15 protein-coding genes are annotated in these 14,078 nt (G+C 71.7%); 6 read left to right on the forward strand and 9 right to left on the reverse strand.

All coding sequences use genetic code 11. The features are described from left to right. Window positions 1-140 precede the first annotated feature (140 nt). The 4 genes from ACIRQ9_RS17480 to ACIRQ9_RS17495 all read right to left on the reverse strand — a co-directional run bounded on the left by ACIRQ9_RS17480 (window position 141) and on the right by ACIRQ9_RS17495 (window position 3,227). The gene (locus ACIRQ9_RS17480) at window positions 141-1,496 is read right to left on the reverse strand and encodes a mycothione reductase (RefSeq protein WP_404173391.1); all 1,356 of its coding nucleotides are present in this window, start codon (window positions 1,494-1,496) and stop codon (window positions 141-143) included. Window positions 1,497-1,653: 157 nt separating this feature from the next. Further along, complete coding sequence (locus ACIRQ9_RS17485) at window positions 1,654-2,553, reverse strand: NAD-dependent protein deacetylase (protein WP_404173394.1); 900 nt, start codon at window positions 2,551-2,553, stop codon at window positions 1,654-1,656. 146 nt (window positions 2,554-2,699) lie between these two features. Further along, window positions 2,700-2,942: a hypothetical protein gene (locus ACIRQ9_RS17490; RefSeq protein WP_404173397.1), complete on the reverse strand. Its 243-nt coding sequence runs from the start codon at window positions 2,940-2,942 to the stop codon at window positions 2,700-2,702. A gap of 9 nt (window positions 2,943-2,951) precedes the next feature. Then, the gene (locus ACIRQ9_RS17495; RefSeq protein WP_404173400.1) at window positions 2,952-3,227 is read right to left on the reverse strand and encodes a hypothetical protein; all 276 of its coding nucleotides are present in this window, start codon (window positions 3,225-3,227) and stop codon (window positions 2,952-2,954) included. Between the two features lie 184 nt (window positions 3,228-3,411). Between ACIRQ9_RS17495 and ACIRQ9_RS17500 the strand changes: the two genes are divergently transcribed. Beyond that, complete coding sequence (locus tag ACIRQ9_RS17500; RefSeq protein ID WP_404173403.1) at window positions 3,412-3,852, forward strand: VOC family protein; 441 nt, start codon at window positions 3,412-3,414, stop codon at window positions 3,850-3,852. A 286-nt stretch (window positions 3,853-4,138) separates the two neighbouring features. Beyond that, window positions 4,139-4,291 carry a hypothetical protein gene (locus ACIRQ9_RS17505; protein WP_404173406.1) on the forward strand — a complete coding sequence of 51 codons (153 nt, stop codon included), beginning with the start codon at window positions 4,139-4,141 and terminating at the stop codon, window positions 4,289-4,291. 29 nt (window positions 4,292-4,320) lie between these two features. Here ACIRQ9_RS17505 and ACIRQ9_RS17510 read toward each other — a convergent pair whose 3' ends face one another. Next, window positions 4,321-4,884: a hypothetical protein gene (locus ACIRQ9_RS17510; RefSeq protein WP_404173409.1), complete on the reverse strand. Its 564-nt coding sequence runs from the start codon at window positions 4,882-4,884 to the stop codon at window positions 4,321-4,323. A 147-nt stretch (window positions 4,885-5,031) separates the two neighbouring features. On the opposite strand from ACIRQ9_RS17510, the gene ACIRQ9_RS17515 reads away from it, so the two are divergent. Further along, on the forward strand, window positions 5,032-5,337 hold the full coding sequence (locus ACIRQ9_RS17515) for a hypothetical protein (protein WP_404173412.1): 306 nt from the start codon (window positions 5,032-5,034) through the stop codon (window positions 5,335-5,337). Window positions 5,338-5,357: 20 nt separating this feature from the next. Here the strand turns inward: ACIRQ9_RS17515 and ACIRQ9_RS17520 are convergent, their stop codons facing one another. From ACIRQ9_RS17520 to ACIRQ9_RS17535, 4 genes are all read right to left on the reverse strand, one after another. Then, window positions 5,358-6,290 carry an aldo/keto reductase family oxidoreductase gene (locus ACIRQ9_RS17520; protein WP_404173415.1) on the reverse strand — a complete coding sequence of 311 codons (933 nt, stop codon included), beginning with the start codon at window positions 6,288-6,290 and terminating at the stop codon, window positions 5,358-5,360. A 43-nt stretch (window positions 6,291-6,333) separates the two neighbouring features. After that, window positions 6,334-7,194, reverse strand: coding sequence for an aldo/keto reductase (locus tag ACIRQ9_RS17525; protein ID WP_404173418.1), 861 nt, complete (start codon window positions 7,192-7,194; stop codon window positions 6,334-6,336). A gap of 159 nt (window positions 7,195-7,353) precedes the next feature. Next, the gene (locus tag ACIRQ9_RS17530) at window positions 7,354-8,883 is read right to left on the reverse strand and encodes a PQQ-binding-like beta-propeller repeat protein (protein WP_404173421.1); all 1,530 of its coding nucleotides are present in this window, start codon (window positions 8,881-8,883) and stop codon (window positions 7,354-7,356) included. Between the two features lie 114 nt (window positions 8,884-8,997). Next, the gene (locus ACIRQ9_RS17535) at window positions 8,998-10,008 is read right to left on the reverse strand and encodes a glycoside hydrolase family 26 protein (RefSeq protein WP_404173424.1); all 1,011 of its coding nucleotides are present in this window, start codon (window positions 10,006-10,008) and stop codon (window positions 8,998-9,000) included. A gap of 218 nt (window positions 10,009-10,226) precedes the next feature. Here ACIRQ9_RS17535 and ACIRQ9_RS17540 point away from each other — a divergent pair, with 218 nt between their 5' ends. Genes ACIRQ9_RS17540 through ACIRQ9_RS17550 form a run of 3 tightly spaced genes read left to right on the forward strand, consistent with a single transcriptional unit; the run spans window position 10,227 to window position 14,051 of the window. Continuing rightward, window positions 10,227-10,589: a hypothetical protein gene (locus ACIRQ9_RS17540; protein ID WP_404173427.1), complete on the forward strand. Its 363-nt coding sequence runs from the start codon at window positions 10,227-10,229 to the stop codon at window positions 10,587-10,589. 25 nt (window positions 10,590-10,614) lie between these two features. Then, window positions 10,615-12,789, forward strand: a complete 2,175-nt coding sequence (locus ACIRQ9_RS17545; protein WP_404173430.1) for a glycosyltransferase — start codon at window positions 10,615-10,617, stop codon at window positions 12,787-12,789. Further along, complete coding sequence (locus ACIRQ9_RS17550) at window positions 12,786-14,051, forward strand: acyltransferase (protein WP_404173433.1); 1,266 nt, start codon at window positions 12,786-12,788, stop codon at window positions 14,049-14,051. Before ACIRQ9_RS17545 ends, ACIRQ9_RS17550 begins: the two co-directional genes overlap by 4 nt. The last annotated feature ends 27 nt before the right edge of the window (window positions 14,052-14,078 follow it).

Below are 14,078 nucleotides of genomic sequence, written 5' to 3' on the forward strand. Positions count from 1 at the left end.
GCGCGGGCGCGGGGTGCGGGAGGCGCCCGCCGGGCGGCAGGCCTGAGCGTCACCGGCCGGGCGTCCGCGATGGCGGAGACGGCCGACGGCCGGGCACCGTTCGGCACACGACCCGCCCGGGCCTCTCCGCTCGGGTCGGGCTACAGCTCCAGCAGCGCCTGCTCGACGGCCTCCGTCAGGGCCGGGTGGATGTACATGACCTCGCGCCCGATCCGGTCCACCGTCAGCTTCAGGGACATGGCCTGGATCAGGGACTGGATGAGCGTGGCGGCCTGCGGCCCGATGATGTGCGCGCCGAGGAGCAGGCGGTCGGCGGGACTCGCGAGGAGCTTGACGAAACTGGTGGTGTCCTCCAGGGCCCAGCCGTAGGCGGTCTGGGAGTAGTCGCGGACGCTCACCACGAAGTCCACGCCGCGCTCCCGGGCCTCCTGTTCCGTGAGGCCGACACAGGCGATCTGCGGGCTGGTGAACACCGCGTGCGGGGCCACGTCGTTCGGCAGTGTCCGCATGTCCTGCGGATGGAGGATGTTGTGCCGCACCACCCGCGACTCGGCGTTCGCGACATGCTTGAGCTGGAAGTGGTTCACCGCGTCGCCCAGCGCCCACACGCCGGGCACGGACGTGCGGTAGGCGCCGTCGGTGACGATGTGACCGTGGGCGTCGAGTTCCAGACCGCCGTCGGCGGCCCGCAGCCGGTCGGTGTTGGGCCGGCGGCCGACGCACACCAGCATCATCCCGGCCTCGACCGTCCGCTCGCCGTCCGGCCCCGCGACCCGGGCCGACACGCCGTCCCCCTTCGGTGCCACCGAGGTGATCTCGGAGTCGAGGAGCACGCGGTGCCGACGTGAGGCGAGTTCGGTGAAGCGCTGCGAGATCTGCTCGTCCTCCGTCATGAGCAGGCGCGGGCCGCGCTGCACGATCGTGACGTCCACCCCGAACGACTGGAACACGTGCCCGAACTCGGCCGCGATGAAGCCGCCTCCGAGCACCAGGAGGGACGCGGGCAGGTCGTCGATCCGCATGATCGTGTCCGAGGTGTGGAAGGACACGGTGTCGAGGCCGGGGATGTCGGGCACGATCGGCCGGGCCCCGACCGCGACGACGAAGGTCTCGGCGGTGATCCGTTCGGACCCGACCTCCAGCACCTTCGGGGCGACGAAGTGCGCCGCCTCGGTGAACACGTCGACGCCCTGGCCCCTGCGGTACTCCACCGCGCTCTCGTGCAGCGGATCGATGCGGTTGAACACGCGGTCCCGGACCGACTTCCAGTCGACGTGCTCGACGCTCGCGTGGACACCGAGGCGGCGCGCCGCCCGCGCGTCCTCGGCGGCGTCCGCGGTGACGACGAACATCTTGCTCGGGATGCAGCCCCGGTTCAGACACGTGCCGCCGAAACGGTCCGGCTCGACGATGGCGGTCCGCAGGGTCGCGAATTCCTCGGACAGCAGCATGTTCCCGCTGCCTGCCCCCAGGATGACTAGATCGTAGTGCCGCATGTCCTCCACCTTCCGCCGGCGGGACACCGGCCTCGCGGCGACTGACTGTGAGAAGCGGTCGTGACTGGGCAAAGCAGTCGAACTGATCACAATTCTGTCCGCATACGCCGCCCGCCACCACCGCCGGGCGGGAGCCACCGGAAGGATCGGCGCGGCGTCAGCCCGTGAACCCGCCGCCGACCGGGATGCCCAGTCGGCGGGCCACGGTGGTCAGAGCGGGCCCCAGGGGGAGCGCGACCCGGGTGACGGCATGCGGGTCGCCGCGGGTCGGGTCCTGGTTGACGATCAGCACCGGCTTGCCCTCCTGGTGCGCCTGGCGGACGAACCGGAGCCCGGACATCACCGTCAGCGAGGAACCCAGGACCAGCAGCGAGGACGCCTCCCGGACCAGCCGGCGGCAGTGCTCGACACGGTGCGGGGGCACCGCCTCGCCGAAGAACACCACATCCGGCTTGAGGACGCCGCCGCAGTCGGCGCAGGGCACGACCCGGAAGTCGCCGACCTGCGCGTCGGTGAGGTCGGCGTCGCCGTCCGGGTTGATCCCGGCGGCCACCGGGTCGAACCCCGGGTTCTCGGCCTCCAGCCGCCGGGCGAGGTCGCGGCGCGCGCTGAAGGTGCCGCAGGAGAGGCAGACGACCCGGTCGAGGCTGCCGTGCAGCTCCACGACGTCCTCGCTGCCCGCGGCCTGGTGCAGGCCGTCGACGTTCTGGGTGATCACACCCGTGAGGTGCGCGTGCCGTGCGTAGGCGGCCACGGCCAGGTGCCCGGCGTTGGGAAGGGCGCGGCCGAAGGTGCGCCAGCCGAGATGGCTGCGCGCCCAGTAACGCCGCCGCGCGTGGACGCTGCCGGTGAAGTCCTGGTAGGTCATCGGGGTGTGCCGGGTCAGGCTCCCGTCCTTGCCCCGGTAGTCCGGGATACCCGACTCCGTGGAGATGCCCGCCCCGCTGAGCACCAGCACACCACCGGTGCTCAGCGCGTCGACGACCGGTCCCAGGTCGGTGGTGCCCGGCGGCAGATCCGCGGTCGGGGTCCAGCTCAGGGTGGGGCGCATGCGCATGCCGCCAGGGTACGGAATCGGCTCGGGGTCAGGGCCGGGCGGGCGGATGCCGAATCGGCGCACGGCGGCCGGGGTGCGCCCTGCCCGCGGGGCGGATGCGGCGGAACGCGTCGACGGCCGGTCTCACCGGGGGCGGCGGCGCGCTCTCATCCGTCGCCGTGACAACGGAACTGCGCGTCGATCTGCGCGGCGGTCCTGGCGCCGGCGCGGGTCCAGTACTGCCCGTCGCGGAGGTGTGCGGTCCGGGCTCTGCGGATGTCGAGCAGGTCGCCCGTGCCGTCTCCCGTGCCGGCGAACGTCACGGAGACGTCGAGGTTCGCCGGCAGGGCGGCGGGCCGGGTGCCCGAGGTCGCCTCGCGGAAGCCGTCCGCGTTCCACAGCGTGATCACGCCCCGCCGCTATTCCGGGGTCCTGGGGCCGGTCGCCCGCCACAGCGGAGTCTCGGAGTCGACGTCGTAGACCTCGACCGTCGCCACCTCGTCCGTGCGGCAGGTCGGCATCTTGACCGAGACACGGGAGCCGTCGACGCGGACACCCGCCAGGAAGGTCGTCGCGGGGTCCGCCATGCGGTGGACGACCCACACCCCACTGGCCACGGCGGCGAGAGCCGCCAGACCGAGGACCGGCCCGATCAGCACGAACGGCCGGACCGGTCGGTGCCGAACCGTGTTCACCAGCGAGATCCCCGTCCCTTCGACCCGGCGCGGCAGCCCCGCTCCGGCCCCGCGACCACTGTACTCAGAGGAGACCTTTTCGGTGCTCGGCGGTCCGCCGTCGGATGTCGAGAACGTGCCACCGGCTCCGTCCCGGGGACGTCAGCGGCCTCGAGCGGCCGCAGAAGCAGAAGGAGGGATCATCATGGCGATTCAGCGGATGGACAACGTCGGCATCGTCGTCGAGGACCTGGACGCCGCCGTCGCGTACTTCGAGGAACTCGGCATGGAACTGGAGGGCAGGGCGCGGGTCGAGGGCCTCGTAGCCGACCGCTGCACCGGGCTCGACGGCGTCCGGTGCGACATCGCGATGCTCCGGACACCGGACGGCCACAGCCGCCTCGAACTGGCCAGGTACCGCAGCCCCGCGGCGATCGGCGACGGACCGCGCGACCGCCCGCACAACATCCTGGGCACGCACCGCGTCATGTTCGCCGTCGACGACATCGAGGACACCGTGACCCGGCTGCGCCCGCACGGCGCCGAACTCCTGGGCGAGATCGCCCGGTTCGAGGACAGCTATCTGCTCTGCTACGTCCGCGGCCCGGAGGGCGTCATCGTCGGCCTGGCCCAGCAGCTGAACTAGGCGCCCTTCCGCACGCCTCACCGCTCAGCGGCATGCTGATGACGCCATATATCGCCACTTCGGTGTCGGTGCGGCGTGGGTGGCCGGCGCGGTTGCGTCATCTGACGCGTTCGGATGCGGCGCGGGCGGCGGGGCTTGCGGTGACGGACCGTACGGTGCGGGCGTGGCCGGCGGGTTCGCGTGCTCCGTCGCGGGGGAGTCTGGAGCGGATCGAGTGGGCGTACCGTGCGGTGCGGCGGGCGAACGTGGCGCGTCGTCTGCCGGCGCGTCTGAACCGGGGTGGGCGGTGACCGAACTCACCCGGGCGCGGACGACCGGTCCGGACCGCTTCGTCGCCACCCAGCACCTCCAAGGCGACTTCCCCGGCGGGGTGGTGGACCTGCACCACCGCCTCACGCTCGTCGACGGCCGCGTCGCATCCCTCGTCATCGAACCCTGAGGGACCGTCACCCCGGTGGCGCCGGGGTGTCAGCGCGGTGGAGCGCCCGCCCGGCACGGACGGCCGGCGAGCCAGAAGCAGGTGCCCGTTCCCAGGCCGAACAGGAGGTGGGCGCTCAGGTCCTCGGCCAGGGTCCGCGGGCTGTACTTCCAGATCGGTTGGTAGAGCCCGGTCTCCGGCAGGGCCAGGTACGCGGTGGTCCACACGGCCGAGCCGAAGGGAACGCCGAGCAACGGGTTCGGACGCCGGACCGATCCGGCGACGATCCCGTACACCGCGCCCCACGCGGCCCCGTACGACCAGTGCATCGCGGTGCTGACGAGCCAGGCCCACCGGTCGGGGACCTCGCGCTGCGTGAACCCCTCCAGCAGCCGCTTCCCCACCTTGCCCGGATCCGGGGCCTGTGCCCAGTCCGTGACCGGCGCGAACTCCCATCGCCACGGACTCTCGGTGCCTCCCGACCGCCGATAGCGCAGATACCGCGCGGCATCCATGCAGACGGTCCCCGCGACGCCCGCGACGGCGCCGTACGCGACGGCGGCCAGCGGCGTGAGGGACCCCCGTGGTGGACGTCCCGTCCTCGTGATGTCCATCGCTTCCACCGCCTCGGGCTACGGCCGGCGCCCACTGTCGGGCCGGCTTCCCTCGCGTTCCGGGAAGTTCAGAATCCCACCGGTCGTCATCGCGCGCACGGCGTGCCGCCGTCCGGCGTGCTCGGGCTCGAACCCGGGGAAGCGGCGGTGATCCGCGACGTCGGCGGACGCGTCACACCCGGGCCGGGCTCGGTCGTCCGTGACCGGGACGGCCAGGTGCTCGGCACTTGGGCACTGGACGTCGTCGACGGACGGATCCAGACGATCCGCGCGGTCAACAACCCGGACAAGCTCGGCCACGTCGGCCCGGTGGCGGACGCCTGGGAGGCACTGCGCACGGCGACGAACCGGGCGCAGCGCCCGGCGGCGAGCGTGATCCGGGGCCCCGGACGTGACCGCCGGTCCCGGATCGGCCCGGCGCCTCAGGACGCGTCCGGCATCGGCGATGCGTGACGGAGCGGCGCCGGTGACGGTCAGGGCACGATGTGCCCGGCGGCGCGGAACAGTTCGTACCACTCCGCGCGGGTCAGCGGCACGTCGGAGCCGAGGGCGGCGTCCGCGACGCGCTGCGGTGTGGTGGTGCCGATGACCACCTGCATCCGGGCGGGGTGGCGGGTGATCCAGGCGGTCGCGATGGCAATGGGCGGTACAGCGTACCGCTCCGCCAGGCGGTCGACGACGGCGTTGAGTTCGGGGTGGCGCTCCGAGCCGAGGAACGGGCCGTCGAAGAAGCCGGCCTGGAACGGCGACCAGGCCTGCACGGTGATGTCGTGGAGCCGGCAGTAGTCCAGGAGCCCGTCGTCACGGCTGACCGACTGGTCCAGGCCCTGCATGTTGGCCGCTACGCCCTGGGCGACGAGCGGGGCGTGGGTGACGGACAGCTGGAGCTGGTTGACCACCAGCGGCTGGCTCACGTGGCGCTTCAGCAGGTCGATCTGGCGGGGGGTGTGGTTCGAGACGCCGAAGGCCCGCACCTTGCCCGCCGCGGCGAGGTCGTCGAAGGCGCGCGCGACTTCCTCGGGCTCCACCAGGGCGTCGGGGCGGTGCAGCAGCAGGATGTCGAGGTAGTCGGTGCCGAGCGCCTTGAGCGAGCCCTCCACCGACTCCACGAGGTGGTCGTAGGAGAAGTCGAAGTAGGGGCCCTCGCGGACGATGCCCGCCTTCGACTGGATGATCAGGTTCTCGCGATGTGCCGGGGTCAGCCGCATGGCCTCGGCGAACCGGCGCTCGCAGCCGTGCAGTTCACGCCCGTACACGTCGGCGTGGTCGAGGAAGGTGATGCCGGAGTCCATGGCGGTGGCGAGGAGTTCGCGCACCTCGGCGTCGCTCTTGTCCTGGATGCGCATCAGGCCGAGCACGATGTTCGGCACGACCAGGTCGGTGCCGGGCAGCTTGAACGTCTTCACGAGCGGGTCCTTGTCGTTGAGCGGGTGTGCGGTGCCAGGCGTCTCAGGCCGCCGACAGCCGGGCGATCTGCTCGGGCGTGAGGTCGAGGGCGGCGGCGGCCGCCGAGTCGCGGATGCTCTCGGGACGGGAGGCTCCGGGAATCGGGACCACCACAGGCGCGAGGGCGAGTTCCCAGGCCAGGGCCACGCGGTGGACGCCGGCGCCGGTCTCCTCCGCGACCTCGCGGAAGGCGGCGTGCCGTGCCGAGAGGTCGGGGGCGTTCGCGATGCCGCCGAGCGGACTCCAGGGCAGGAACGCGATCCCGAGGGCGGCGCAGTGTTCCAGCTCGGACAGGCTGGAGCGGAAGCCGGGGGAGAACTGGTTCTGGACCGAGGCGAGTCGGCCGCCCAGGATCTCGTCGGCCTCGTCGATCTGCTCGACGGTCGCGTTGGAGATGCCCGCCATCCGGATCACGCCCTCGTCCAGCAGGTCACGGAGCGCACCGATCGAATCGGCGTACGGGACGCGCGGGTCGGGGCGGTGGAACTGGTAGAGGCCGATGGCCTCGACGCCGAGGCGTCCGGCCGACTCCTTGGCGGCCCGCTTCAGGTGGAGCGGATCGCCGTTCACGGTCCAGCTGCCGTCGCCGGGCCGCAGGTGGCCGCCCTTCGTCGCCACGAGCACGTCGTCGGCCGCCCGGCCGTACGCGCGCAGCGCTTCGGCGATGAGCTCCTCGTTGTGCCCGACCTCGCCGGCGTCGCGGTGGTAGGCGTCCGCCGTGTCGATGAGCGTGACACCCGCGTCCAGCGCGGCGTGGATCGTCGCGATCGACCTGCCGGTGTCGGGACGGCCCTCGATGGACATCGGCATGCCGCCGAGTCCGATCGCCGAGACCGTCCGTCCGCCGATCGTGCGCTGCTTCATCGGACGTCTCCTTTGGACGTGGAAGACAGGTGGCCGAGGCCTTCGCGTACGGAAGGCCTGCCCGACCGAGCCTAGGAACCGATGATTCAGAGGTCCAACATTTGTTTCGCATGGGACTGAGAAACCGCGTCGCTGAATGCGGCGGTGCGGGTGACGGCCCTACCGGTACATCCGCACGCCGCCGTTCGTTCCGAGGGCGTTGACTTCCAGCACACCGCCGTCCGCGGTGACGTACACCGTGCCCGAGGCGAAGTTCCAGGGGCCGGCGCCCGTCGGCAGGCCCGCGACCGGCGTGGTGCGGCCGGTGCGCGGGTCGATGCCGACGAGTTGCGGGGGACCGGACGTGGTGACGGCGTACACCGTGTCGTCGGCGCCGGGGGCGGACGCGGCGAGCACGGCGGAGTGCAGGGTCCAGAGTTTCGCGCCCGTGGCGGTGTCGAAGCCGTCGATGACGGTGCCGGCGTTCGTGGCGGGGGTGACCAGGACGTCGCCGTGGACCCGGGCGGAGTGGTCGGCTTCGGTGCCGTTGCCGCCGGTGAGCTCGTCGTCGCCGACGGCGAGTTTGCGGCCGGATCCGGTGGAGTCGAAGACCCGTACGGCGTCCCGGTGCGCGGTGTGGACGGCGGCGACCAGCGGTGAGCCGGACAGGATGTGCGTCACGTCGGAGTGGGCGCTCTCCGGCCTGCGCCAGATCTGCTTTCCGGTCCTCCCGTCGTACGCGGTCAGCGTGAACCTGGTCTTCCGGTCGAGGCAGAAGTCGCTCACCATCACGGTGCCGTCGGTGCCCCAGTCGTAGGCGTTGCAGTAGTGGCCGCGGGCCCGGTAGCCCCAGACGCGGCTGCCGGTGCGGACGTCCACGCCGCCGAGGAAGTTCTCGCTCACGACGGTGGCGACGTCGCCCTGGAGGTAGGTCGAGGCGGTCATGGCGCTGGGGTGCTTGTCGTCGGTCAGCGGCATGGTCCACAGGATCCTGCCGGTGGACGCCTTGACGCCGGCCAGCCAGGTGCAGGTGCTGCCGTCCTTGCCGAAGGCGACGGTGCCGATGCCCCGGCTGCCGAGCGCCGGTGACATGGCGCAGGGGACCGTGCCGCGTCCGGCGGCGCGGGCTGCGGGCGCGGCGCTCCAGACCTGCTTGCCGTCGGCGAGGGCGTAGGCCCGCAGGCCGCCTCGGGTGCTGGCCCGGACGAGCAGGCCGTCGGTGAGCCAGCTGCCGGTCAGCGTGTCGTCGGCGGCGGCTGCCGGTATCTGCCAGGCCTGCGCGCGGGTCTCGGAGGCGACGGCCGCGGCGTCCTCCTGCCTGAGCAGGACGGCGGCGGTTCCGCAGGCGGCGACGAGGACGGCGAGCACGAGCGCGATCCGGCCCGTCGGCCGGGCCCTTCGGACGCCCTTGCCGTCCGCGCCGGCGTGCGGGACCTGCGGTGCGGCGGCCGGAGGGTCGAGGACGGCGGTGGCGGCCGGCGAGGGGCCGGGCTCGTGGTCTGCCGTGCCCGCGCGCCGGGGCCGGCGGTCCGGCTCGGGCACCGCCTCGTGGGAGCCGTCGCGTGGCTGCGGCATGCGCAGCGGCATGGTGGAGTCCCACCGCGTGCCGGAGGCCGTCGCGTGCGGCCGGTCCGACGGCGTGCGGGGCCTGAAGGCCCAGCCGGGTTCCTCCGGCGGAGTCCCCTGGCCCGGTGACGAATCGTTCGTCATCTCCGTGATCCCCCCTGGTCGGGTGTTCGCTTGCGCATGCGCCGATCGCATCGCCGCGCGGTGGAAAGGGTCGTTCTCGCGGGTGCGTTCCCGGTTCGTCCTGCCCGCTCCGGATCAGCCGTTCCGGAAGGAGTGCCCGAAGCCGTTGCGGGCCGATTCCACCTGGAACGCGGCCAGGGCTCCGGTCGAGGTGCCGATCCGCCAGTCCATCAACTGGTCGCTGCCCGGCCAGTCCTTGCGCTGGTCGTACCAGACGAGTCCGATGACGCCGGCCTTCGCCGCCCCCTGGAACAGGTCCCGGATGTGCGCCTCTTTGTCCTTGCTCTGCGCCACGCCGGTCTCCGCGATCAGCACCGGTTTGCCGGAGAAGCGCGAGACCTGGCGCAGGGTGGGGGTGAACAGGGTGGCGAAGGCGGCGCCGTCGATCGGCCCGTAGTAGCCGATGAGGCCCACCCAGTCGACGTAGGCGTCGCCTGGGTAGTAGGGGCGCAGGGGTGCGGTGGCGCCGGTGTCGACGACGTGCGGGGTCCACACCCAGATCACGTTGGTGACGCCCTGCGCGGTGAACAGGTCGTGCACGTGCTTCCATGCCGCGACGAAGTCGGCGGGACTGGTGTGCCCGGGACCCCAGGAGTTCCAGGGGCCGTTCATCTCGCCGGCGAAGGAGAGGGCCAAGGGGCCGTCGTAGGCGGCGATCTGGTCCGCGAGCCGGTGGACGTACGCGTCGTCCGCGCCCTTCGCGATGTCGGCGAGCGAGGTGTCGGAGGGCACCAGCGCCATCATGGGCAGCCGCCCGTGCTTCCACAGGAAGGCGTTGCCCTCCGGGTCGAAGTCGTCGCTCCAGGAGCTGTAGTACTCGCGGATGTCGGGGGCTCGTCCCGTCTCCCGGGTGAAGGCGGTGACGATGCCGTACTGCCAGGGCGTCTTGTCGTCGACGACACCCAGCGCGCGGCCGGACGGCCTGAGCATGGACGAGACCCGGAAGTGCGCGGGCGCGGCGGTGGCCCGGCCCTGCTCGGTGCCGTCCTCGCCGCCCGCGCCGCCGCAGGCGTTCGCCAGCAGGCAGACGACGGCCATGAGGAGCGCGGCGGCCGTGAGGCGGCTGCGGGGGCGGGCTGTGGCCATGCGGGAGGTGTCCGATCGAGCGGGAGTCAAGGTGACTAGCAGGGACTCTACGAGACCCGCGTGACATTCACTGAATCTCCATACTAATCTTGCCGCAAGATCGGGAGGCCCGAGATGGCCTCCCCTTTCGGTGAGTTGAACGCTTTTCCGTACTATGTACCGTTCTCGGCAGCTCCGGGCCGGCAGTTGTACCACGACTAGGAAGCCTGAGGCTGTCGATGACCAGTGCCTCCACGGAGGTCGAGTCGGCTCCCGTCTTTGTGGACCAGACCGGTCTGCGCGGCCGCCGTCTGCGCGGCCTCGGCTGGGTGCTGGGCCTCGTCTGCGCCGGCTTCGTGGTCGCGATGATCTCGGGCCTGGCCGGAACCCAGTCGCAGGCGCCCGCGCTCACCGTCCCGGGCACCGCGGACACCACACCGCCCGGCCGGTACCTGAACGCGCCGCTGCCCGCGGCTCCCGGTACCGCCGGGCCCGCACCGGACACCGCCGCCGTGACCACGCCCGACGCCACCGCGTCGGACGCGGCGACGGCGACGGCCGGTACGGCGGACCCAGGCTCCGCCCCCGCCACCGCGCAGTAGCCCGACGCGACCGACCAGGAAGTCCATGTCCCGCTCCCGCCGTCAACGTTCCCGGCAGTCCATCGCGCGGCCGCGCAGACTGGCCGCCCCTCCCTTGCGTTTCTTCCTGCCGGTGACCGTGCTGGCGACCCTGCTGGCGCTGATGGTGCTGCGCGGCATGGCGAACAACGAGGTCTTCCACGACGAGCGCATAGCCGTCTCGGTGGACAAGGGCACCGTCCCCACCCGGGTGCTGGAAGGAGGGCCGGTCGTCGACGCACGCGGCGACAAGAACGGCAGACCGGTCAACTACACCGTCCCGGACAAGACCGTCGTCCTCTCCTTCGACGACGGGCCGTCCGCCCAATGGACCCCCAAGATCCTCCAGGTGCTCAGGAAGGAGGACGTCCGCGCCGACTTCTTCGTCACCGGCTCGATGGTCACCCGCAACCCGGAGCTGATCCGCCGGATCGTCTCCGACGGCCACGAGATCGGACTGCACACCTTCACCCACCCCGACCTGGCGCTGCACTCCGGCACCAGGCTCACCTGGGAACTGGGCGAGACGCAGCTCGCGCTGGCCGGCGTCGCCGGCATCCACTCCAGCCTGTTCCGGCCGCCCTACTCCTCCACCGTGGACGCCCTGGACGACTGGTCCTGGCCGGTGACCCGGCAGGCGGGCTCCGAGGGCTACCTGACCGCCTTCATCGACAAGGACACCGACGACTGGAAGCGGCCCGGCGTCGACTCCATCGTCAAGTCCGCGATGCCCGACCTGCCCGGCCAGGGCGAGATGATCCTGCTCCACGACGCGGGCGGGAACCGGGCGCAGACACTGGCCGCGCTGCCGGTCATCATCGCCAAACTCAAGGCGCAGGGCTACGCCTTCAAGACGATCGGCGAGGCGCTCGGCACCGGTTCCGCCAACACCGCGGTCACCGGCTACAACCTGTGGGTCGGCAAGGCGTTCCTGTGGTGCACCACCTTCTCCGTACGGCTGCTGCCGTGGCTGGTCGGGCTGCTCGCGGTCGTCGGCGTCCTCGTCATGGCGCGGTTCGCGCTGATGCTGGTGCTCTCGGCCGTCCATGTGCGGCGCATCCGCAGACCGGGCTTCTCCTGGGGCGACCCGGTCACCGGACCGGTCACGGTGGTGGTGCCCGCGTACAACGAACAGGAGTGCATCACCAACACCCTGCTGTCGCTGGCCAGAAGCGACCATCCCGTCGAGGTGATCGTGGTCGACGACGGGTCGACCGACGACACGGCGGCCATCGTGGAGGAACTTGACCTGCCGATGGTCCGGCTGATCCGGCAGCAGAACAGCGGAAAGCCCGCCGCCCTCAACACCGGTGTGGCCGCGGCCTCCTACGACCTGATCGTCATGATGGACGGCGACACGGTCTTCGAAGCCGCCACCGTCCGCGAACTGGTGCAGCCCTTCGGCAACCCGCGCGTCGGCGCGGTCGCCGGGAACGCCAAGGTCGGCAACCGCGACACGCTGATCGGTGCCTGGCAGCACATCGAGTACGTGATGGGCTTCAACCTCGACCGCCGCATGTACGACGTGCTCGGCTGCATGCCGACCATCCCCGGTGCCGTCGGCGCCTTCCGCCGCACCGCGCTCCAGCAGGCCGGCGGCATGAGCGACGACACGCTCGCCGAGGACACGGACGTGACCATGGCGCTGCACCGGTCCGGCTGGAAAATCGTTTATGCCGAGGACGCCCGCGCCTGGACCGAGGCACCCGTCAGCATGAAGCAGCTGTGGTCGCAGCGGTACCGCTGGAGCTACGGCACCATGCAGGCGATGTGGAAGCACCGGCACGCGGTGCTGGAGCGCGGCCCGGCCGGCCACTTCGGCCGCGTGGGCCTGCCGTTCGTCGCCCTGTTCATGGTCGTCACGCCGATGCTCGCGCCCGCCATCGACATCGGCATGGTCTACGGCGTGGTCTTCGTCGACGCCTACCGGACGCTCGCCGCGTGGTTCGCGGTGATGGCGCTGCAGGCGGTCTGCGCCTGGTGGTCCTTCCGCCTGGACAAGGAGAAGGCGTGGCACCTGATCACGCTCCCCGCCCAGCAGGTGGTCTACCGGGTGCTCATGTACATGGTGCTGATGCAGTCCTTCATCACCGCGCTGACCGGGGGCCGGCTGCGCTGGCAGAAGCTGCGGCGCACCGGCGAGGTAGGGCTCGACGTCACGACGGGGGCGACTTCTTCATGAGTACCGCGGAACCGGGAGCCCTCGGCACCCAGGACGCATCCACCGTCGCCCTGCGGGTGATCGACCCCGCCGCCACGCCGGTCCCGCGGCCCTCCCTCCCGGCCGAGGAGACCGCGACGGCGCCCGCGCGCCGACCCGGCCGGGACCGCTACCTCGACCTGCTGCGGGCGCTCGCCCTGGTCCGCGTGGTCGTCTACCACAACTTCAGCTGGAACTGGCTGCCGATCGTCTTCCCCTCCATGGGCGTGATGTTCGCGCTCGCCGGGTCGCTCATGGTGCGCTCGCTCCACCGGCCGGCGCTCAGCGTGATCCGCGGCCGGCTGCGCCGTCTGCTCCCGCCCATGTGGCTCTTCGGAGCCGTGGTGGTGCCGCTGATGCTCCTGGAGGGCTGGCGGCCCGACGTCCACCACCCCACCTGGTGGTGGGCCGACCTGGCCTACTGGGTCCTGCCGCTGAGCGAGCCGCCGTTCGGCGCCACGCTGCACACCTTCGGCGGACACCTGCCGAGTTCCTGGGCCGAGCAGATATGCGTACCGCTGTGGTACCTGCGCGCCTACCTCTGGTACGTGCTGCTGTCGCCGCTCATGCTCAAGGCGATGCGGAGACTGCCGTGGGTCACCCTGCTGGTGCCCGTAGCGCTCGCCTTCCTCGTCAACTCCGGCCTGGTCGACCAGTCCGGCCGGCTGATGGAGGCCGTCACCGACTTCACCACCTTCGGTGCCTGCTGGCTGCTCGGCATGGCCCACCAGGAGGGGCTGCTCCGCAGGATCCCCCAGTACGTCGTGCCGTCCCTCGCGCCGCTGATGATGGTGTTCGGCTACTGGTGGCTGCTGCGGTCGCCGGTCGACAACCCGCGGCTCGGGCACGACCTGGAGGCGGTGCCGGTCGCGCAGGCGATCTGGTCGCTCGGCGCGGTCCTGCTGCTGCTCCACCTGAGCCCCTCCTGGGAGACCTGGCCCAGACCCCTGGAGCGGTTCAACGGCGTGATCAGCCTGCTCAACTCCCGCGCGGTCACCGTCTACCTGTGGCACTCCTTGGCGCTGGTGCTGACCGAGCCGCTGATCGACCCGCTGTGGAGCAACGGCTTCTTCTACGACCACCTGCAATGGCTGCTGGCCAGCCAGTGGACCCCGCTCGTGATCGCCGTGCCGCTCATCTGCCTCGCCGTCCTCCTCTTCGGCTGGATCGAGGACGTGGCCGCGAAGCGCCGCCCACGGCTCTTCCCGTACCCCCGCAGGCCCAAGGGCCGCCGACGCGGGTAGGGCGTGGTCGAGTCACCGAACCGGGAG

The sequence above is a fragment of the Streptomyces sp. NPDC101237 genome (assembly GCF_044767465.1).
Taxonomy (GTDB): domain Bacteria; phylum Actinomycetota; class Actinomycetes; order Streptomycetales; family Streptomycetaceae; genus Streptomyces; species Streptomyces gramineus.